Origin of the sequence: Brevundimonas fontaquae, from assembly GCF_017086445.1 — a bacterium.
Classification (GTDB): Bacteria; Pseudomonadota; Alphaproteobacteria; order Caulobacterales; family Caulobacteraceae; genus Brevundimonas; species Brevundimonas fontaquae.
Map to the genome: position 1 here is coordinate 1,737,640 of NZ_CP070968.1, position 20,668 is coordinate 1,758,307.

Below are 20,668 nucleotides of genomic sequence, written 5' to 3' on the forward strand. Positions count from 1 at the left end.
GTCAGGCGCTGACCAGCAAGGACAGCTGTTTAGCGCCGAACTCGCGTCCGCCTTCCTCAATCTCGCGATCCAGCAGGCGGGTGGGGTAGTCACCGGTGAAATAGTGGTCGGTGAACTGCGGGGCGGCGGCGTTGCGGCCGGTCTCTCCCATCGCGCGATACAGGCCGTCGATGGACAGGAAGCCGAGCGAATCGACTTCCAGCATGTCGCGCATCTCTTCCAGGGTCTTGTTGGCGGCCAGCAGCTGCGCGCGCTCGGGCATGTCGATGCCGTAGAAGTCGGGGAACAGGATCTGCGGGCTGGCCGAACGCAGGTGGACCTCGGTGGCGCCGGCGGCGCGCACGGCGCGGACCAGTTTCAGCGAGGTGGTGCCGCGCACGATCGAATCGTCGATCAGCACGACGCGCTTGCCGGCCAGGGCCGACTTGTTGGGGCTGTGCTTCATGCGCACGCCCTTTTGACGGGCGCCCTGGCTGGGCTGGATGAAGGTGCGGCCCAAATAGTGGCTGCGGATGATGCCCATTTCGTAGGGGATGCCGCTTTCCTGGGCGTAGCCGAGAGCGGCGGGTACGCCGGAGTCGGGCACCGGCACGACGATGTCGGCTTCGACGCCCAGTTCGCGAGCCAGGCCGCGACCCATTTCCTTGCGCACCTCATAGACGGAGCGGCCGTTCACAACCGAATCCGGGCGTGAGAAATAGACGTATTCGAACAGGCAGGGACGCGCCGCGCGGGCGGGGAAGGGCTTCAGCGAGCGCAGGCCGCTGTCGTCGATGACGACGATCTCGCCGTGTTCGACATCGCGCACGAAGGTGGCGCCCATCATGTCCAGGGCGCAGGTCTCGGAGGCCAGAACCCAGCCGTCGCCCAACTGGCCCAGGACCAGCGGGCGAATGCCCAGCGGGTCGCGCGCGCCGATCATCTTGGTGCGGGTCTGGGCCACCAGGGCGTAACCGCCCTCGATCCGGGCAAGGGCGTCAGTGAAGCGATCGACGATCTTGGCTTTGCGGCTGCGCGCGATCAGGTGGAGGATGACTTCGGAATCCGAGGTCGACTGGAAGATGGCGCCTTCGCTGACCAACTGGGCGTGCAGGAATTTGAAGTTGGTCAGGTTGCCGTTGTGGGCGATGGCGATGCCGCCCTGGTCCAGATCGGCGAACATCGGCTGGATGTTGCGCAGGAAGCTGCCGCCGGCGGTGGAGTAGCGGGTGTGGCCCACGGCCGCGCGGCCGGGCATCCGCGTCATCAAGTCGGCGCCGCCGAAGGCCTCGCCCACCAGGCCCTGGTGGCGTTCGGTGTAGAAGCGCTCGTCCTTGACGCTGGCGATGCCGCAGGCTTCCTGGCCGCGATGCTGAAGAGCGTGAAGACCCAGGGCGACGACGGAAGAGCCTTCGTCCTCGTCCGCGCCCCAGACGCCGCAGACGCCGCATTCCAGACGGAGCTGGTCATCCTCCGGCTCGCGCCAGTGCTCGCGGTGAACGACGGGATCGGCGATATGGTGGCGCATCGTGGGGCTCCGATGACCGGGGAAACTTAAGGGGCGGCTTCGCGGCGCGAGTTAGGCCGTGATTGCGTCGGGGGCAAGGCTTCGTCGTCCGAAAACCCCCGGCGTACGGACGAATCGACAACGGGTGTGATGGCGTCGGCGCCGCGTCCGATGCTGGGCAGGACGATCTGGATCATCCGCGCGCCCATGGCGCTGACCGGATAGAGGGCCGCCTTTCCGAGCCAGAGTGGCGTGCGCTCGCCCGGCAGGGCTGCGACGATGACCAGATGCACCGCCCCGATCAGGACCAGCGCACGCACGCCGCCGATGAACAGGCCGAAGATGCGGTCGATGATGCCGAGGTGCGGATGGTCCTTGGCGCTCTTGGACATCATCGAGCCGACAAGGCGCAGGCCGAAATAGACGACGAAGAAGGTTAGGACGGCGGCTAAAATCGACCCGGCCCACTCGGGATCGACGAAGGCGCGCGTGACGCCGGCGGTCCAGGGCAGGGCGATCAGGGCGACCAGGGCCGCCAGGGTCGCGCTGAGCAGGGTGATGACCTCGCGCACGCCGCCGCGCACCCAGCCGGCGGCGACGGAAAACAGGATCACCACGATGGCGAAGACGTCGTATCCGGTCACGCGTGCGGGATCCTGCGGTTGCTACCAGGGTCTAATAGCGGTTCTGCGAGATTCGTTCGACCACATCCGTCAAGCGCGTGACGGATGTCACCTGCACCCCCTTGGTCTTGGCGGTCAAAGTCGGGCTGAGCACCTGATCAAAGCCCAGTTTTTGCGCCTCGCGCAGGCGGGCTTCGGCGCGGCCGACGCTGCGGACCTCGCCCGACAGGCCGATTTCGCCGAACACGACGCAGCCCTGCGGCAGGGACACGCCGGTCGCCGAGCTGATCAGGGCCGCCGCCGCTGCGAGATCGGCCGCCGGTTCGTTGATGCGCAGGCCCCCGGCGACGTTCAGATAGACGTCCTGATCGCCGAAGCCGAAGCCGCAGCGGGCCTCCAGCACGGCCAGCACCATCGCAAGACGTCCCGTCTCCCAGCCGATCACGGCGCGGCGCGGGGTGCCATAGGCGGACTTGGACACCAGGGCCTGCATTTCGACCAGGACGGGGCGCGAGCCCTCGATCCCGGCGAAGACGGCGGCGCCCGGCGCGCGCTCCTTGCCCTCGCCCAGGAAGAGGGCGGAGGGGTTGGCGACCTCGCGCAGGCCGGCGTCACCCATTTCGAACACGCCGATCTCATCTGTGGCGCCGAAGCGGTTCTTGCCGGCGCGCAGGATGCGGAACGGATAACCGCGCTCGCCCTCGAAGGTCATGACCGCGTCGACCAGATGTTCGACGACGCGGGGGCCGGCGACCTGGCCGTCCTTGGTGACGTGGCCGACCAGGACGATGGCGGGGCCGTCGCTCTTGGCCAGACGCACCAGTTCCCCCGCGCAAGCCCTGACCTGGGTGATGGATCCGGGGCCGCTGTCATGCACGTCGGACCAAAGGGTCTGAACCGAATCGATGATGACGATGTCGAACTTCTCGCGCTTCAGCGTGCCCAGGATGTCGCGCAGCGCCGTCGCGGCCGCCAGATTGACCGGCGCGTCGGCCAGGCCCATCCGCTTGGCGCGCGCGCGGATCTGCTCGACGGCTTCTTCGCCCGAGATATAGGCTACGCGCGATCCCCGCAGGGCCGCCTTGGCTGCGACCTCCAGCAACAGGGTCGACTTGCCAACGCCCGGATCGCCGCTGAGCAGGATCGCCGAGCCGGGCACGACGCCGCCGCCGCAGACGCGGTCGAACTCGGCCACGCCCGTCGTGATGCGCGGCGGCTCTGGCGTGTCGGACTGAAGCGTTTCGAACTGGATGCCGCGCGTCCGGGCCGAAGCCGCCGCCGACGGCTTGATCGCGCCCGGCGGAGCCGAGCGGCTTTCTTCGCTCAAGGTATTCCACTGACCGCAGGAGCCGCACTGGCCCGACCACTTGCTGTGGACCGAGCCGCAGGACTGACAGACATAGAGGGCGGAATCGCGAGCCATGGGCTTCCTTAGCAGATCGAACGGTCGCGTCGGACATGGCGTCGGCTCACGACAGTTTCGGTCGCAGGCGCAACCTTTGCCATACTGAAGGATTGAGAATGTGTCGCACACCCTTGCTTCTTGAAGCGACGCAACAGCAACATCCGCCCATCTTCTCTCGCCGAGGCCTGTCATGACCGATCCGACGACCCACTCCCAACCCGCTGTCGATCCGGCCCTGGTCGCGCGGGTCAAGGGCATACTGCTGCAACCCAAGTCCGAATGGCTGAAGATCGACGGCGAGTTCGCCACGACCAAAAGCCTGTTCACCCGCTATGCGATGATCCTGGCGGCGATCGGCCCGGTCTGTTCGCTGCTCGGCGGTCAGTTGATGCCGATCATGGGCATGAAGCTGTCGATCGTCGGCGCGATCGTCGTGGCGCTCGTCAGCTACGGCATGTCCTTGCTGGGGGTCTTCTTGCTGGGACTGATCATCAATGCGCTGGCGCCGAACTTCGGCGGGACGGCCAATAAGGTTCAGGCCATGAAGCTGGCCGTCTATTCCTGGACCGCCGCCTGGCTGGCGGGCGTCTTCGGCCTGATCCCGATGCTGGGCATTCTGGCCATCGTGGGCCTCTACAGCTTCTATCTGCTGTTCGTCGGCCTGCCGATCCTGATGAAGGTGCCGGAAGACAAGAAGGTCGGCTATTTCATCGTGACGGTGATCGCCGGCGTCGTGATGTATTTCATCATCTCGGCGATCGTCGGAGCCATTTCGATGAGCTTCGTCGCCGCATCGGTCGGCATGGCCGGTCTCGCCGGAATGGGCGCCGGCTACTGAGAATAGACGCGCGGCACGCGGGGGGTGATCGAGGTCAGCAGCTCGTAGCTGATGGTCCCCGCAGCGGCCGCGGCGTCGTCCAACAGGCGATTAGGGCCGAAGAGTTCGACCGGATCGCCGACTGCGACATCCAGGCCGGTGATGTCGACCGCGCAGACATCCATCGAGACCCGACCCAGCAGCGGACGGGTCTCGTTGGCGATCCAGACGACGCCCCCGGGCGAATATGATCGCAGCAATCCATCCGCATAGCCGGCGGCCACGGTCGCAACCTTGATAGGGCGTTCGGCGATGTAGCCGCGCGAATAGCCGACGCTCTCGCCCGCCGGGACGTCGCGGACCTGAAGCACCTCGGCGGTCAGGGTCGCCACCGGTGCGATCCGGGAATCGGGACGCCCTTCTGGACCGCCGCCGTAAAGACAGATGCCCGGCCGCACCGTGTCGAAGGCGAAGTCCGGGCCCAGGAAACAGCCGCTGGAGTTGGCGAACGACCGGACCACGCCCGGATAGCGGTCCAGCACGCCCGCAAAGGCGTCACGCTGGCGCCGGTTCATCGGATTGGCCGGTTCGTCGGCGCAGGCGAGGTGGGTCAGGACCAGAGCCAGGCCGTCGAACGCCTCGGGCGCGTCCTCGGGCCGAATACCCAACCGGTTCATGCCAGTGTCGATCTGCAGGCCGCAGGTCCCGCCGCCCGCCGCCCTCCAGGCCTGGATCTGCGCCGGATGGTTCAGCACGGGCCGCAGGTCCGACGCCTTGAGCATCGCCGCATCGTCGCCGTGACAGCCGTCGAGCACATAGATCACCGGACCGTCGGCGCCCAAGGCCGCCCGCAGCCGCACGCCCTCCGCCGCCCGCGCCACGAAGAAGGTCCTCGCCCCCTCGGCCATCAGCCGACTCGCCACGACCTGCGCCCCCAGTCCGTAGCCGTCCGCCTTGACCACCGGATGCACCGGCTGGCCGCTGACGGCCTCCAGCGTGTGATAGTTGCGCGCCAGGGCGTTCAGATCGACGGAGAGGACGGCGGGGGTCGATGCGGTCATGGCGTCCTTATGCGCCAACACCGCGCCGATGGAAGAGGCTACTCGTAGCTGACTTCCTCATAGCCGTGCGCCAGGTTGCCGAAGCGGACGGTGTCGGCGTCGAAGGCCAGTTTGACGATGCCGATGGGGCCGTGGCGCTGCTTGCCGATGACGACCTCGGCCTGGCCTTGCAGGCGGTCCATGTCCTGCTGCCATTGCAGGTGTTCCTCGGTCCCCTCGCGCGGCTCGGCCCGGCCCAGGTAGTAGCTTTCGCGATAGACGAACATCACGCAGTCGGCGTCCTGCTCGATCGAGCCGGATTCGCGCAGATCGGACAGTTGCGGGCGTTTGTCGTCGCGCTGCTCGACCTGACGCGACAGCTGCGACAGGGCGATGATCGGCACCGACAGTTCCTTGGCTAGGGCCTTCAGCCCGCCGGTGATTTCGGACACCTCCTGCACGCGGTTCTTCTGGCCGCCGCTGTTGCCGGTCGTGACCAGTTGCAGATAGTCGACGATGATCAGGTCCAGCCCATGTTCCATGCGCTTCAGGCGGCGCGCGCGGGCCGCCAGCTTGGAGATGGACAGGCCGCCGGTGGCGTCGATGTAGAGGGGGCTTTCGCCGATCTCGACCGCCGCGTCGCGCAACTTGCCGAAGTCGGTGGCGTCGATCTCGCCCTTGCGCAGCTTGTCCGAGGACACGCCTGACGCGTCGGCCAGAATACGCATCGCCAGCTGTTCGGCGCTCATTTCCAGCGAATAGAAGGCGACGACGCCGCCGTTGACCGTCTTGCGGCCCTCCGGTGTCGGCTCCCACTGATAGGCGCGCGCCACGTTGAAGGCCATGTTGGTCGCGAGCGCCGTCTTGCCCATCGACGGACGGCCGGCGAGGATCAGCAGGTCGGACGGGTGCAGGCCGCCCAGTTTGCGGTCTAGATCGTTCAGGCCGGTAGCCAGACCGGCCAGCTTGCCTTCGCGCTGATAGGCTTCGGCCGCCATCTGAACGGCGCCGGACAAGGCGTTGGAGAAGCTGACGAAACCGGATGAGGGCTTGCCGGTCTCGGCCAGCGAGTACAAGGTCTGTTCGGCCTGTTCGATCTGCTCGTCGGCGGGCGTCTCCGGATTGGGCGCCTCCTTGATCATGTCGCCGCCGATGCGGATCAGGTCGCGGCGCAGCGCCAGGTCATAGACGACGCGCGCATAGTCGGGAGCGTTGGCGGCGGGCGGCGCCCGATCGACCAGGTCGGCGAGGTAACGGAGGCCGCCGAACTCCTGGAACGCCGGATCCTGCTTGAACCGCTCCATCAGGATGGTGGGCTCGGCTAGCAAGCCTTGGCGGATATGGTCCTCGATCGCGTCGAACAGCCGCTGGTGGAAGGGTTCGTAGAAGTGCGAGCCGCGCAGCCGGTCGTTCAGCCGCTCGAACACGGCGTTGTCGAACATCAGCGAGCCCAGCAGCGCCTGCTCGGCCTCCAGATTGTGCGGCATCGAAGTGACGCCGCCGGCGTCCATTGGCGAAGACGAAAAGGGCATGGGGGCGAAGGCGTTCATCGATTAACGCTTTAGCCCTCTCACGCCCCTGCGTCAGACGCGGACGCCGCCTGGACCGTGGACAGATCGTCCCGCCTTGGGGACGAACCGGAATTCCTCAATCGGCGCGCGTCAGGCGCACGGATAGTCGTGCGCCATCCATTCGCGCACAGCCTGGGTCACGCTGATATTGCGACGGCTTTGCGGGACGGCGTTGAAACGGCTCAGGATGGCGTTGGGCGAGACGCTGACCTTGTCGGGCATGCAGGTCGCGGGCTGACGGCCGGCCGCCTTGGCCTGGGTCTGTTCGGCGCGGACGGTGCGAACGGCGCCCCGGAACTCGGCCATTAGGCGGCGGGTGTCCGAGCGCAGGAGAGCTGTGGGGTTCTGAGGAATGCCGTTGGCGGTCGTGAGGAATTCCTGAACCGTCATGGCGTTGGCCGCGCCGGCGAAAAGCGACATCGCCAGGACGCCGGCTGCGATCGATCTGGTCTTCATCTGGTCCCCTCCAAAGCCGCCTTTGGCTGCGCCCAGATTGAACGGCGATATGTGTCGCAACTGGGGCGAAGCGGAACGGTCAAGCTGAAGATTTGGTAATGCAAACAAAGAAAAGGGCGCTCAGAAGAGCGCCCCTGCCTGGCCGGCGATCAGCCCGACCTCACCACTTCAGGCTGAGGCGCGCATAGCCGTAGCGACCGTTGAAACCGAAGGGAGAATAGTAGGGGAAGCCCAGAACGCCATTGGAGTTCAGCGACGCCGGGACGAAGTCCGGATATTCGTCGAACACATTGTCCACGCCGATCGCCACGCCCACGCGCTCGCTCAACTGGAACCGGCCTTCCAGATCCACGACCGTCTTGGCCCCGGTGCTATAGTCGTTCGCCGCCGTCGATCCGGGTTGCAGCACGTCGCCATAGTAGGTGGCGCGAACCGTGGCGCCCCACTTGTCCCGGCTCCAGTCCGCCGACGCCGAAACCTTGGTGTCGGGCGTGCCGTCTTCGATGGTCAGAATGCGTTGGCGCGCGAACAGGGTCGGGACCGGGTTCAGCACCGAGGACGACGTCGGCACGCGGTTGACCGACACATCGTTGAAGTTGGCCGCGACGGTGAAATCGAAATCGCCGAGCGTATCGGTCGGCAGGCGATAGCGTCCAACGATGTCCACGCCTTCGGTCGAGGTCGAGACGCCGTTCAGGAAGAAGCGCGCGGCCTGGACGCCTTGCGGATCCAGCAGGCTGGCGACCTGGCCCGAGAACGTCCGGTTGATCAGCTCTGACAGAACGATCTGATCGTCGATGTCGATCTTGTAGGCGTCGACGGTCAGGTCGAACCGGCCCAGTCGCACCACCGCGCCGACCGAATAGTTGGTCGAGGTCTCAGCCTTCAGCGGACGCGCGCCAAGAGCCGTCGCGACCGCGCTGGTGGCCGGGAATGTGCCGGTTTCGACGACGGCGCCGTTCTGGATCACCGAGGCGGTGGAGGTGAAATACGACTGCTGCAACGACGGCGCACGGAAGGCGGTCGAGACCGAACCGCGCAGGGCGAAGCTGGGGGTGAAGTCATAGCGGGCCGACAGCTTGCCCGTCTGGGTGTCGCCGAAGTCGGAATAGTCCTCGAACCGCACGGCGCCCTCGACGCGCAGCTTGTCGGTCAGGGGGATTTCAATGTCGGCATAGGCGGCGAAGTTGTCGCGATCGACATCGACGGCGTTCGAGGGCTGGAAGCCGACGAAGCCCTGGGCGCCGCCGGTCAGGGCGGTGTTGGCGCCCAACGGCCCGCGGTTGTAGCTCTCGGGCTGGCCGGCCTCGATCTTGTAGTTTTCCCAGCGCTGCTCCAGGCCCCAGGCGAAGTTTAGCGGGCCGCCGGACAGACCGACCTCGAACTCACGGCTGAAGTCGGCGCCCAGCACCAGTTGGTCATAGATCAGGCTGCCGGAATCGAAGCTGGTCGGCGAAGTCGCGCCGTAGGTGGAGTTCAGCGAATCCTCGGTGCGGAAGTCCAGGGCGTTGCGGCCATAGGTCAGGCTGATGTCCGTAATCCAGCCCGCCAATTCGCCGCGCAGGCCGCCGGCCAGCGAGGCATCCTTCGAATTGATGGCGACCTTCGGCAGGAAGCCGTTCGGATAGATCGAGGCGACATTATTGACGTTGTCGGACAGCCGAGGGAAGGCGGCGCCTTCGCTGTCGCGGTCCTGATAACCGGCCCAGCCATAGGCCTCCCAACCATTGCCCAAACCCTTGCCGGCGTTGGCGAAAACGGTCCATTGCTCAACGTCCGGGTCGCCGAAGCGGGCAGTGATCGCCCCGTTCGCCGCCGCGCGGGGGTCATAGTCCGAACGATTGGTCGACTCGCGGTTCAGATACTCGGCCGACAAGGTCAGAAAGCCGTCGTCGCCCAGCGAGAACCCTTGCCAGGCCGAGGCCGTGACGGTGCCGCCATCGTTTTCGTCACGTTCGCCGCGCGCGGTTTTCACCGTGGTGAAATACTGGCCGTAGGTCACGCTGGCGCCGCCGCCGCTGGAGGCCTGCTTCAGGCGCAGGTTCACCACGCCTGCGATGGCGTCCGAGCCGTATTGCGCAGAGGCGCCATCGCGCAGCACCTCAACCCGGTCCAGAGCGCCGGTCGGAATGGTGTTCAGATCGACGGCGGCCGACCCGCGCCCCACCACGCCGTTGACGTTGACCAGGGCCGACGCATGGCGACGCGTGCCGTTGACCAGCACCAACGTCTGGTCCGGCGACAGGCCGCGCAGGGTGATTGGGCGGATCGAGTCCGAGCCATCGTTGGCGGACGGCCGCTGGAAGGTCAGCGACGGCACGGCCTGGGCCAGGGCGGTGGCGAACTCGGTGGTGCCGCGCGTCTGCAACGCCTCGGACGTCACGACATCCACGGGCGCAAGGGTGTCGAGGCGCGACCGGTTCTGGACCCGCGTGCCGGTCACGACGATATCGTCCACCTGCGCCGCCTCATCGGCGACGGGTTCGGCGCTTTGAGCAAAGGCCGGGGCGGCGGTCAGCAGGGCGAAGGTCGAGACGGTGGCGAGCAGGGCCGGTGCGGCGGCTCGTTGAGAAAGAGAGCGCATTGAGAGATTTCCTAAAGTCTGTTTTTGGCGCGAGCGCGCATCGCCGCCGCTAACCGCGACGGGCTTTTCATGATCGGCTTGGGATTGGGTATGGCGTGCGGTCTCAGCCGCAACATCGCGCGATGGCGGGCGGCGTAGCCGTAAAACGGGGGGTGATCTTCATGGCCTCTCCAACCGCAAGGTCGGGGAGGTCCCGGCGGTCATGGCCATATCAGGGCGAAGGTGCGGCGGGTCAATCGACGCAGGCGGCCATGTTTTGTTGCGGCAGTCAGTAGGAAATCTATTGCCACGCAAAATGGGGCGCTCCGAAGAACGCCCCATTCGAGTGGGATATCAGTTGGCTTAGAAGTTGTAGCTCAGACGGCCGTAGAAGAAGCGGCCGTTGAAGCCGTAAGGCGAGTAGCTCGGGTAGCCCACCGAACCGGTCGCGCCGTTAATGTTTGTCGGCGTGGCTGTTGGATATTCGTCGATCAGGTTGTTCACGCCGACAGCGAGCGAGACGCCGAACGGTAGGGTGTAGCGGCCCTCCAGATCCACCAGCAGCGCGTCGCCCGTTTCGTAGTCCAGGGCGGCGTTGTTGTTGGCGACCAGAACGCTGTCGTAGCTGGTGCCCTTCAAGGTCGCACCGAAGTCGCCCAGCGACCAGTCCACGCTGGCGACAATCTTCTGTTCCGGCGTGCCTTGCTCAAACGACAGTTTGGAAGAGCGGTCGAAGAGGAAGGCGTCGGACGGGGCAATGGCGAGGTTGCTGGGAACCGCTGGCGTCTTGGTCACTTCGGTGGAGTTGAAGTTGCCCGCCAGTGTGAAATCGAACCGCCCGAAATCCTGCTGCGTCCGATAGCGCGCCACGACATCGACGCCGCTGGTCGAGGTGTCCACACCGTTCAGGAAGAACCGCGCGCCGGTCACGCCGAACGGAGCGAGCAGAGCCTGAATGGCAGCCGTGGATTGCGCCGTCTGGCTGGGCCGCGACACGCCGAGCGTCTCGGAATAGATGATCCGGTCAGCGACATCGATGCGGTAGGTGTCCACCGTCAGTTCGAAGCCTTCATGTCGGAAGACCGCGCCGAGCGAGTAGTTGGTCGAGGTCTCGGGCTCCAGCGGCTTTGAGCCCAGGGCGATCGCGATAGGATCGTCGACCCGGTACGAGCCGTTCTGCTGCAGCACCACGCCGCCCGCTGTGGCGACAAGGTTGGTGGCGATGTAGCTGAAGTACTGTTGCTGAAGGGCTGGCGATTTGAAGCCCGTCGAAATGGCGCCACGCAGGGCGAAGGCCTCGGTGAAGTCGTAGCGTCCCGAAATCTTGCCCGTGAACTGATCGCCGAAATCGGAATAGTCCTCGTAGCGCCCGGCCAGACCGACACTGAACTGTTCGGAGAATTTGCCCTCCAGGTCGATGTAAGCGCTGATGTTGTTGCGATCGACATCGACCGCATTAGATGGCGCAAAGCCAGGGAAGCCCTGCGATCCGGCGCCGCCGGCCGTGACGGGGCCCTTGTTGTAGGATGTCGGCTCGCCTGCGGTGACGTTGAAGTCCTCGCGTCGGTATTCGACTCCCAAGGCGACGTTGAGCGGTTCATACAGGTTCGCTTCGATCTGTTTCACCGCATCCACGCCGATGGTCAGTTGACCGTAGCTGAGGCCGCCGGCGTCGAACTGGGTCTGGGAGGCGGCGCCATAGGAGGCGTTCAGGGAGTTCAGGACGCGATAGTCCAACTCGTTTCGGCCGTACCCGATTGAGATGTCCCAGTCGAAGCCGGCGGCGGGGCCTTTCAGGCCGCCGTAGATATTGTAGTCGTCGATGTCGGCGGCGATGATCGGCAAGAAGCCATTGGGATAGATGGCGGTGACGTTGTTGGAGTTGTTGAAAGCGCGGGCCGTCGCCGCAGCCTCGGACTTGCGCTTTTGATAGCCGCCGAAGGCGTAGGCTTCCCATTCGCCGCCAAGCGGTTTGCCGGCGTTGAAATAGCCGGTGTAGGCTTCTGTATAGGGATCGCCGAAGCGACCGATGACGGTGGTCGCACTGCCTCCGTTGACGGCGGTGGTCGCCGCGTAGTCGGAGCGATTGGTGGGCTGGCGTTTCTGGACTTCGCCCGAAAGGGTCAGGAAGCCGTCGCCAAACAGGGGCAGGCCGATCCAGCCGGCGAGCGAGGTCTGTTCGCCGTCGCGGCGGCTGTGCTCGCCGCGCGCGGTCGTGAAATCGGTGTCGTAGATACCGTAGTTGGCGGTGATGCCGCCGCCGGTCGACGCCTGGCGCAGACGCAGATTGATGACACCGGCGATGGCGTCGGCGCCGTACTGCGCCGAAGCGCCGTCACGCAGGACTTCGACCGAGCCAAGGCTGATCGAAGGAATCGTATTCAGATCGAAGGCTGTGGAGCCACGGCCAAGCGCGCCGTTGACGTTAACCAGGGCGCCGACATGGCCGCGCTGACCGTTGATCAGGACAAGGGTCTGGTCAGGAGCAAGACCGCGCAGGGTTGCCGGACGAACGTGATCCGAGCCGTCGGAAATGGCGGGACGAGGGAAGTTGATGGAGGGGGCGGTGGCGGCGAGGGCGGCGGCCAATTCTGTGCCGGTGCCCTGTTTCGCCAGAGTTTCGCCGGTGATGACATCGACGGGCGCGACGCTGTCGAGCCGGCTGCGACCGACGGTGCGCGTGCCGGTGACGACGATCTCATCGACATCGGTGGCTTCGCTTGGCGGAGGAGTGGTCTGGGCGAACGCCGATGAGGCGATGAAGAGCGCGCTGGTGGAGGCAAAGGCCAACAGGGCCTGACGACCGTATCCGATTTTCATTGATAGTCCCCGACGATGCACGACAGCCCTCTGTGTCGGCGCTCGGCAGGCCGTCATGCCGTCGCCCTCGGTCGGCGTCTCGAAAAGCGCAATAATCTTGCGCGTATAATCGAAACGCAGGCCTCAATTGCAGGCTGTGACCGCAATGTGACGACGTCAAGCAAGCTTAATGTCTAGACATCCATTTGAGAGATCAATGATCTGGGTTTGTTGTAATCTTGTCATAGGTCAAGGTGACGATCGGCCGTGCGGTGGATGCCGTTCACGCGCAGCAAAAAGGGCGCGTCCCTTGCGAGACGCGCCCTTGATGTCGTTTGGGATCCGGTCGGATCAGGCTTCGTCGCCGAAGCCTTCTTGTTGACCGGCGCCGCCTTCGATCAGTTCCTGGGCCGATTGCTCGGCGGCCTGGCGCTCATCGTCGAACTGGCTGCGGATCACGTCCTCGCCCTTGGCTTGGCGCTCGGCCTCGTCCATCGAGCGGGCGATGTTGATCTTGACCGTGGCGCGGACCTCGGCGTGCAGGCGAACCGGCACTTCGTGGACGCCCAGGCTCTTGATCGCCGTGTTCAGGACGACCTGCGAGCGCTCGACCTTGCCGCCTTCGGCCTGGATGGCCTCGGCGACGTCGCGACCGGCGACCGAACCGTACAGGTGACCGGTTTCACCGGCCTGTCGGATCATGACGTAGGTCTGGCCGTCGATCTTGTCGGCGACCTTCTGTGCATCGGCCTTGTTCTTCTCGTTGCGCTGCTCGATGGCGGCGCGGTCGAGTTCGAACGCCTTCAGGTTGGCGGCGGTGGCCCGGCGGGCCTTGTCGCGCGGCAGAAGGAAGTTACGGGCGAAGCCGTCCTTGACGGACACGACGTCGCCGATGGCGCCGAGATTCTCGACGCGTTCAAGCAGAACGACCTTCATCTCACTTCACCACGTAAGGCAGGAGGGCCAGATAGCGAGCGCGCTTGATGGCCTTGGCCAGTTCACGCTGCTTCTTCTGGGAGACGGCGGTGATGCGCGAAGGCACGATCTTGCCGCGTTCGGAGACGTAACGCTGCAGCAGCTTGACGTCCTTGTAGTCGATCTTCGGCGCATTGGCGCCCGAGAACGGGCAGACCTTGCGGCGACGATAGAAGGGGCGGCGGCCGGCGGCGCCGGAGCCCGCCGGTGCGCCCGGGGTCGGGGCGGTGGTATCGGTCATGTTCCGGGTTCCTTATTCGGCGTCGGCGGCGGCGTCGTCGCGCGGGGTGCGCTCGCGCTCACGCTCGCGTTCACGCTCGCGGCGGGCCAGCAGCGGCGACAGTTCCAGGTCGAGTTCCTCGACGCGAACGGTCAGCCAGCGCAGCACGTCTTCGTTGATCGACAGCTGACGCTCGACTTCGGCCATGGCGGCCGGAGGGGCGTCGACGGCCAGCAGCGAATAGTGAGCCTTGCGGTTCTTCTTCACGCGGTAGGTCAGGTTGCGCAGACCCCAGTATTCGATCTTTGCGACCGAGCCGCCACCGGCGACGATCAGATCCTTGATGGTGTCATTTAGCGCTTCGGCCTGTTGCGCCGAGATATCCTGGCGCGTCATGACCGTGTGCTCGTAAAGAGCCATGCGGTAGTCTCCCTTGTGGGCGTCGGCGCGGAAACGACCGGGTAAGTCGGTCTCCACGATGGCTCCTGGCGCGGCGGTCGGACCGAACGTCCAACCCTTTGGTGCTCCGCGACAGGACCGAAGCCCTGGAAAGGCGGGGCCTATAGGCGAAAAGGGACGAGGAAGCAAGGATGGCGGCAGACGCTTGTGGCGCCCCTCGACCCCGCCTAAACCAGCCCCATGCCGAAGCTGACGTCCGCGGTCGATCCGCAAAGCCAAAAATACATGTCCCTGCACGCGCACAACAGCGCCCTGGTCGCCGAGTTGCGCAACCATGTGGCCAAGGCCGCGCGCGGCGGGTCCGACAAGTCGCGCGACCGTCACGTCGCTCGCGGCAAACTGTTGCCGCGCGACCGCGTCGAGCGCCTGCTGGATCCCGGCTCGCCCTTCCTGGAGATCGGGCAACTGGCTGCGCACGACATGTATGACGGCGAGGCCCCGGCGGCGGGCGTCATCGCCGGCATCGGCCGCGTTTCGGGCCGCGAGGTCATGATCGTCTGCAACGACCCGACGGTGAAGGGCGGCGCCTATTTCCCCATGACGGTGAAGAAGCACCTGCGCGCCCAGGAAATCGCCGAGCAGAACCGCCTGCCGTGCGTCTATCTGGTCGATAGCGGCGGGGCCAATCTGCCGCACCAGGCCGAGGTGTTTCCCGACCGCGACCATTTCGGCCGCATCTTCTTCAATCAGGCCCGGATGAGCGCCAAGGGCATCGCCCAGATCGCCTGCGTCATGGGCCTGTCCACCGCCGGCGGGGCCTATGTGCCGGCCATGTCGGACGAGACGATCATCGTCAGGAACCAGGGGGCAATCTTCCTGGCCGGCCCGCCGCTGGTGAAGGCGGCGACGGGCGAGGTCATCTCGGCGGAGGAGCTGGGCGGGGCCGAGACCCACGGCCGTCGCTCCGGCGTGGTCGACCATGTCGCCGAGAATGATGAGCATGCGCTGGAGATCGTGCGCTCGATCGTCGCCAATCTGAACACGACCAAGGCCGTCGAGATGGATGTGCGCGAACCGCGCGCCCCCGCCTTCGACGCGGAGGAGCTGTACGGCCTGATCCCAGACGACGTGCGCGCCCCCTATGATGTGCGCGAGGTCATCTCTCGGCTGGTGGACGGGTCGGAGTTCGACGAGTTCAAGAGCCTGTACGGCTCGACCCTGGTGTGCGGCTTCGCCCGCATCTGGGGCTATCCGGTCGCCATCCTGGCCAACAACGGCGTCATCTTTTCCGAGAGCGCCCAGAAGGGCGCGCACTTCATCGAACTGGCTTGCAAGCGCAAGATTCCGCTGCTGTTCTTGCAGAACATCTCGGGCTTCATGGTCGGCGGCAAATATGAGGCGGGCGGCATCGCCAAGGACGGCGCCAAGCTGGTGACAGCCGTGGCCTCTGCCGAAGTGCCCAAGTTCACTGTCCTGATCGGCGGCAGTTTCGGCGCGGGGAACTATGGCATGTGCGGCCGGGCCTATTCGCCGCGCTTCCTGTTCACTTGGCCCAACAGCCGGATCGGGGTGATGGGCGGCGAGCAGGCCGCCAGCGTGCTGGCCACCGTGCACCGCGACGCCGAGACCTGGAGCGCAGACGACGCCGAGGCCTTCAAGGCGCCGATCCGTCAAAAGTACGAGGACGAAGGCAATCCCTATTACGCCACCGCCCGCCTGTGGGACGACGGCGTCATCGACCCGGCCCAGACCCGCGATGTGCTGGGCCTAGCCATCAGCGCCAGCCTGAACGCCCCCATCCCGGAGACGACGTTCGGCCTGTTCCGGATGTAACCTATTGGTCCGCGCCTCGTTGTGAGCGGACACGCAGTTTGGAGACCCCCATGGCCGATCAACCGACCGAAGCCGACCTCAACGCCCTGGACGTCACCGACGCCGAGGCGGCCGAGATCAACAGCATCGCCCAGCCGCTGGTGCCCGATGCCGCGCCGGACGCCGACGACGATCTGGTGCAGATCGATTCGACCACCGACGGGGTCGTCTTCGTCACCATCAACCGGCCGGCCAAGAAGAACGCCTTCGACGCCGCGACCATCGCAGCCCTGCATGAGGCGTTCGAAACGCTGCATGGCGCGGACCGGGTGCGGGCCGTCTTCATTCGGGGGGCGGGCGGCACCTTCAGCGCCGGGGCCGATCTGAACTGGATGCGCGACGCCGCCGGCTGGTCCGAGAGCGACAACCGCGACGACGCCATGGGCCTGGCGAAAATGCTGAAGGCCCTGCACGACATTCCCGCCCTGACGGTGGCGGTGGTCGAGGGCAACGCCATGGGCGGCGGAGCGGGCATCGTCGCCGCCTGCGACATGGCCGTGGCGGTCGAGGGGGCGCGCTTCGCCTTCTCCGAAGTCAAGCTGGGTCTGATCCCGGCGACCATCGCCCCCTATGTGATCGAGGCCGTCGGCGCGCGCCGCGCCCGCCAGCTGTTCCTGACCGCCAACGCCTTCGACGCCGACTACGCCGCCCATGCCGGCCTGATCGACCTGGTCCTGCCCGAAGGATCGGTGGACGAATTCATCTCGATGCTGAGCGACAGCCTGACCAACAATGCGCCGGGTGCGATGGGCGAGGCCAAGCGTTTGGTCAACGACATCGCCCACCACAAGATCGACAACGGTCTGATGGACGAAACCGCCAAACGCATCGCCCGCGCCCGCGTGTCGGATGAAGGTCGCGAGGGCGTCGCCGCCTTCCTGGAAAAGCGCAAGGCCAGCTGGACGGTCTGATTGCGCTGATCGGCCGCCGGAAACGGCGGCCGACTTCAGGCGTAGTTGAAGCTGATCGAAATCCGGTCGGCCTTGGCCAGGTTGGTCGGCACCTCGTGCCGCAGCCAGCTTTCCCACATCAGCACCGTGCCTGCCTGGGGCTGAAGATAGACGAACGGCCGCTCGGCCTCGGTCGCGTCATCGGTCACCGACGGGCGGGCCATCATGAAGGGCAGGCGGGGGTCTTCCAGCTTTAGCGATGAGGCGCCGTCTGGCACGTCGATATAGACGGTGCCCGACAGGAAGGCGTGCGGGTGGATGTGACCTGTATGACCGCCTCCGGGCTTCAGGATGTTGACCCACAGATTGTCGAGGCGGGGTTTGCGCGCCAGGTCGAAGTTCAGCGCCTTGGCGTAGGCGACGGCATGGCGATCCAGATGGCGCTTCAGCTCCGCGAACTCGGGGAACCGCTGGGGCAGGTCGTTCAGCGATCCGTAGGAGGTGTAGCCGCGATAGGCGTTGGCCTTGCACCACCGGCGGCCGGCCTCGTCCTCCTCGGCCATCATCCGGATGACGTCGATCAGCTGTGCGTTGAAGTCGGGCCAGCCACGCCCTTCGGCGAGGGAGGCTTCATAAACCTGGGTGACGAAGAGGGGGCGCAGGGACATGGGAGGGGCTTAACGCCTGCCGCGTCGCGTGAGAAGGGTCGTGCTCTGCCTCTCGCCTGATGCGCACGATCCGGCTAAGACCGCTTCATGTTCAAGTCCGTCCTTGTCGCCAATCGCGGCGAAATCGCCTGCCGTGTCTTCCGCACCGCCAAGCGGATGGGGATTCGCGCCATCGCCGTCTATTCCGAGGCGGACGCCAACGCCCTGCATGTGCGCGAGGCCGACGAGGCGGTGCTGATCGGTCCGGCGCCGGCGCGCGAATCCTATCTGGACGGCGTCAAGGTGCTGGCGGCGGCCAAGGCGACCGGCGCAGAGGCGATCCACCCCGGGTATGGCTTCCTGAGCGAGAACGCTGACTTCGCCGAGGCCGTCGCGGCGGCGGGCCTGATCTGGATCGGACCGGACCCGTCTTCCATTCGCGCCATGGGTCTCAAGGACGCGGCCAAGGAACTGATGATTCAGGCCGGGGTGCCGGTGACGCCGGGCTATCAGGGTGCCGACCAGTCGGAGGAAACCCTGACGGCCGAGGCGGCGCGGATCGGCTATCCGGTGCTGATCAAGGCGGTCGCGGGTGGCGGCGGCAAGGGGATGAAACGGGTCGATGATCCGGCCGATTTCGCCGCCGGTCTGGCCAGCGCCAAGCGCGAGGGGGCTGCGGCCTTCGGCGACGATCGGGTGCTGATCGAACGCTACATCACCCGCCCACGCCACATCGAGGTGCAGGTGTTCGGCGACAAGCACGGCGAGGTCGTCCACCTTTATGAGCGCGACTGTTCGCTGCAACGCCGCCACCAGAAGGTGATCGAAGAGGCGCCCGCGCCGGGCATGAGCGAGGCCGTGCGCGCCGCCGTGACCGGGGCCGCGATCAAGGCGGCCCGGGCGGTCAACTACGTCGGGGCCGGGACCATCGAGTTCATCGCCGACGCCTCGGACGGGCTGAAGGCGGACGGCGTCTGGTTCATGGAGATGAACACCCGGCTGCAGGTCGAGCATCCCGTGACCGAGAGCGTGACGGGCGTCGATCTGGTCGAGTGGCAGTTCCGCGTGGCGGCGGGCGAGCCGCTGCCGCTGAAGCAGGATCAGATCAGGCTGAACGGCTGGGCCATGGAGGCGCGCCTCTATGCCGAGGATCCGGCGAACGGCTTCCTGCCGTCCATCGGCCGGCTGGAGCATTTCGTCATGCCCGACGGCATCCGCGTCGACACCGGCGTGGAGCAGGGCGGCGAGGTCAGCCAGTTCTATGATCCGATGATCGCCAAGCTGATCGTGCATGAGAACACGCGCGAGGCTGCGGCGGCGCGGCTGGCCGAGGCGGCGGGCGAGGTCGAGGTCTGGCCAGTCAAGGCCAACGCCGGCTTCCTGAAACGCTGTCTGGAGCATCCGCGTTTCGTCGCGGGTGACGTGGACACCGGATTCATCGCGGCGGAGGAGGCGGCGTTGCAGCCGCAGCCGTCCGACGAAGTAACGCTGGCGGCCCTGACCCTGATTGCGGAAGCGGCGGCGGATACGATCGAGGCGCGTTCGGACCGGTTCAGCCCTTGGGGCGGCCAGACGGGCCTGTCCTACGGCGTGCGCCTGAATGCGCCGGCGCAGACAATCGTCTGGGCCCACGTCGACGGTCAGGGCGTGTCCGCTGCGGTGACGCCGGTCGAAACGGGCTGGCGCGGTTCGCAGGGCGAACTGGCCCACGTCGGGTTCGATCAGGTCCAGGCCGGGGATCGCCTGTTCGGCTATCAGGCCGTCGACGACGGTTTCGTCCTGTTCGTCGATGGCGAGGCGCGTCGCGTCACGCCCTATCGCGCCGCCGTGGGGTCGGGCGCGGGCGCGGTGTCGGATGGTTCGCTGCGCGCGCCCATGCCTGGCAAGATCGTCGCGACGCCGGTCAAGGCCGGCAACGCCGTCACCAAGGGGCAGCCGGTCGTGGTGCTGGAAGCCATGAAGATGGAACACGCCCTGACCGCGCCGTTCGACGGGGTGGTGGAAAGCGTCTCAGCCCTGGGCGATCAGGTCGTGGAGGCGGCCGTGCTGGCGGTGGTGAAGGCGAACTAAAGCCCCACGCCACCGATGGGGCGGGTGAAGACGGTGTCGCCGAAGGTGGCGATCAGCGCCAGGGCCGGCCTCATGACGCCTGTTTCCCGGATGCTGTCGGACCAGGCCTCGTGCGTGGCCTTGCTCATCCACACCTCGGTGACCCACAGGGTGTCGGCGTCATTCGGATCGTGCGCAACCACGTAGCTGTGACAGCCTGGACGCCTCATGTTCGGGTCCATCAGGCACAGCCCAAGTTCGTCGCGACGACCAGGATGGGCCGACAGCCGGGTAATCAATCCGTACATACTGGTCTCTGGCTGCGCCGGGAGGGGAGAGCGCGCTACCATCCCTAGCGGGCTGTTCATTAAGAATCTGGCTAATGTGCCTAAGGGGCACTACGTGGGCGCCATGCCGCTTCACATGATCAAGCTGGGCGTCGGGGTGCCGGACGTCGAATGGCTGGAGGCCCGCGCCGCCCGGGGCGGGGCGCTCGTCGTCCACACACGCATGACGCCGAAACGGGCGACCGAGATCGAGGACGGCGGCTCGCTTTACTGGGTGGTGAAGGGGACGATCGTCTGTCGTCAGCCGGTGCTGGACATCGCCACCTTGGGCGAGGGCAAGCAGAGCCGCTGCGAGATCACGCTCGAACCCAAGGTGATCCGCACCGCGCCCATGGCCCGGCGACCGTTCCAGGGCTGGCGCTATTTCGAACCCAAGGATGCGCCGGTCGACCTGACCGACCTTGACGCCGGCGAGGCCCCGGAGGAACTGGTGCGTCAGCTTCGCGAACTGGGCGCCTGGTAGGCCAAGCCCTCAAAGTTTTTGGGAGTTGACCCCGGCGGGTCGGCGT

The 20,668-nt window shown here is 66.1% G+C and carries 18 protein-coding genes; 5 read left to right on the forward strand and 13 right to left on the reverse strand.

What is annotated here, in order from left to right:
- Position 1 precedes the first annotated feature (1 nt).
- Genes purF through radA form a run of 3 tightly spaced genes read right to left on the reverse strand, consistent with a single transcriptional unit; the run spans position 2 to position 3,532 of the window.
- A complete protein-coding gene (purF, locus tag JX001_RS08510) occupies positions 2 to 1,507 on the reverse strand; it encodes an amidophosphoribosyltransferase (RefSeq protein ID WP_045810557.1) in 1,506 nt (501 codons plus the stop codon).
- Between the two features lie 26 nt (positions 1,508 to 1,533).
- Positions 1,534 to 2,130 carry a CvpA family protein gene (locus JX001_RS08515; protein ID WP_205680749.1) on the reverse strand — a complete coding sequence of 199 codons (597 nt, stop codon included), beginning with the start codon at positions 2,128 to 2,130 and terminating at the stop codon, positions 1,534 to 1,536.
- 31 nt (positions 2,131 to 2,161) lie between these two features.
- On the reverse strand, positions 2,162 to 3,532 hold the full coding sequence (gene radA, locus JX001_RS08520) for a DNA repair protein RadA (RefSeq protein WP_205680750.1): 1,371 nt from the start codon (positions 3,530 to 3,532) through the stop codon (positions 2,162 to 2,164).
- Between the two features lie 172 nt (positions 3,533 to 3,704).
- On the opposite strand from radA, the gene JX001_RS08525 reads away from it, so the two are divergent.
- The gene (locus tag JX001_RS08525) at positions 3,705 to 4,352 is read left to right on the forward strand and encodes a Yip1 family protein (protein ID WP_205680751.1); all 648 of its coding nucleotides are present in this window, start codon (positions 3,705 to 3,707) and stop codon (positions 4,350 to 4,352) included.
- Here the strand turns inward: JX001_RS08525 and alr are convergent.
- From alr to rpsF, 8 genes are all read right to left on the reverse strand, one after another.
- A complete protein-coding gene (gene alr, locus JX001_RS08530; protein WP_205680752.1) occupies positions 4,346 to 5,392 on the reverse strand; it encodes an alanine racemase in 1,047 nt (348 codons plus the stop codon). The two genes, JX001_RS08525 and alr, sit on opposite strands and share 7 nt — an antisense overlap.
- Before the next feature lie 38 nt (positions 5,393 to 5,430).
- Positions 5,431 to 6,921: a replicative DNA helicase gene (locus JX001_RS08535; RefSeq protein ID WP_205680753.1), complete on the reverse strand. Its 1,491-nt coding sequence runs from the start codon at positions 6,919 to 6,921 to the stop codon at positions 5,431 to 5,433.
- Positions 6,922 to 7,032: 111 nt separating this feature from the next.
- Positions 7,033 to 7,398, reverse strand: a complete 366-nt coding sequence (locus tag JX001_RS08540; protein WP_205680754.1) for a hypothetical protein — start codon at positions 7,396 to 7,398, stop codon at positions 7,033 to 7,035.
- 160 nt (positions 7,399 to 7,558) lie between these two features.
- A complete protein-coding gene (locus JX001_RS08545) occupies positions 7,559 to 9,982 on the reverse strand; it encodes a TonB-dependent receptor plug domain-containing protein (protein WP_205680755.1) in 2,424 nt (807 codons plus the stop codon).
- Positions 9,983 to 10,324: 342 nt separating this feature from the next.
- Positions 10,325 to 12,781 carry a TonB-dependent receptor plug domain-containing protein gene (locus tag JX001_RS08550; RefSeq protein WP_205680756.1) on the reverse strand — a complete coding sequence of 819 codons (2,457 nt, stop codon included), beginning with the start codon at positions 12,779 to 12,781 and terminating at the stop codon, positions 10,325 to 10,327.
- A 330-nt stretch (positions 12,782 to 13,111) separates the two neighbouring features.
- On the reverse strand, positions 13,112 to 13,696 hold the full coding sequence (rplI, locus tag JX001_RS08555; RefSeq protein WP_055754943.1) for a 50S ribosomal protein L9: 585 nt from the start codon (positions 13,694 to 13,696) through the stop codon (positions 13,112 to 13,114).
- Position 13,697: 1 nt separating this feature from the next.
- Positions 13,698 to 13,976 carry a 30S ribosomal protein S18 gene (rpsR, locus tag JX001_RS08560; RefSeq protein WP_008259463.1) on the reverse strand — a complete coding sequence of 93 codons (279 nt, stop codon included), beginning with the start codon at positions 13,974 to 13,976 and terminating at the stop codon, positions 13,698 to 13,700.
- A 12-nt stretch (positions 13,977 to 13,988) separates the two neighbouring features.
- On the reverse strand, positions 13,989 to 14,375 hold the full coding sequence (rpsF, locus tag JX001_RS08565; protein ID WP_026108635.1) for a 30S ribosomal protein S6: 387 nt from the start codon (positions 14,373 to 14,375) through the stop codon (positions 13,989 to 13,991).
- A gap of 219 nt (positions 14,376 to 14,594) precedes the next feature.
- On the opposite strand from rpsF, the gene JX001_RS08570 reads away from it, so the two are divergent.
- Both JX001_RS08570 and JX001_RS08575 read left to right on the forward strand, forming a co-directional pair.
- Complete coding sequence (locus tag JX001_RS08570) at positions 14,595 to 16,187, forward strand: carboxyl transferase domain-containing protein (protein WP_205680757.1); 1,593 nt, start codon at positions 14,595 to 14,597, stop codon at positions 16,185 to 16,187.
- Positions 16,188 to 16,237: 50 nt separating this feature from the next.
- The gene (locus JX001_RS08575; RefSeq protein ID WP_091746162.1) at positions 16,238 to 17,137 is read left to right on the forward strand and encodes an enoyl-CoA hydratase-related protein; all 900 of its coding nucleotides are present in this window, start codon (positions 16,238 to 16,240) and stop codon (positions 17,135 to 17,137) included.
- A 35-nt stretch (positions 17,138 to 17,172) separates the two neighbouring features.
- Here JX001_RS08575 and JX001_RS08580 read toward each other — a convergent pair whose 3' ends face one another.
- Positions 17,173 to 17,784, reverse strand: a complete 612-nt coding sequence (locus JX001_RS08580; RefSeq protein WP_205680758.1) for a TIGR02466 family protein — start codon at positions 17,782 to 17,784, stop codon at positions 17,173 to 17,175.
- A gap of 87 nt (positions 17,785 to 17,871) precedes the next feature.
- Here JX001_RS08580 and JX001_RS08585 point away from each other — a divergent pair, with 87 nt between their 5' ends.
- Positions 17,872 to 19,833, forward strand: coding sequence for an acetyl/propionyl/methylcrotonyl-CoA carboxylase subunit alpha (locus tag JX001_RS08585; RefSeq protein WP_205680759.1), 1,962 nt, complete (start codon positions 17,872 to 17,874; stop codon positions 19,831 to 19,833).
- Here JX001_RS08585 and JX001_RS08590 read toward each other — a convergent pair.
- Positions 19,830 to 20,120, reverse strand: a complete 291-nt coding sequence (locus tag JX001_RS08590; RefSeq protein WP_205680760.1) for an antibiotic biosynthesis monooxygenase family protein — start codon at positions 20,118 to 20,120, stop codon at positions 19,830 to 19,832. The genes JX001_RS08585 and JX001_RS08590 overlap by 4 nt on opposite strands.
- Positions 20,121 to 20,223: 103 nt before the next feature.
- Here JX001_RS08590 and JX001_RS08595 point away from each other — a divergent pair, with 103 nt between their 5' ends.
- Positions 20,224 to 20,622 (forward strand): DUF1489 family protein, encoded by a 399-nt coding sequence (locus tag JX001_RS08595; protein ID WP_184277801.1) that lies wholly within the window; start codon positions 20,224 to 20,226, stop codon positions 20,620 to 20,622.
- Positions 20,623 to 20,668: the final 46 nt, after the last annotated feature.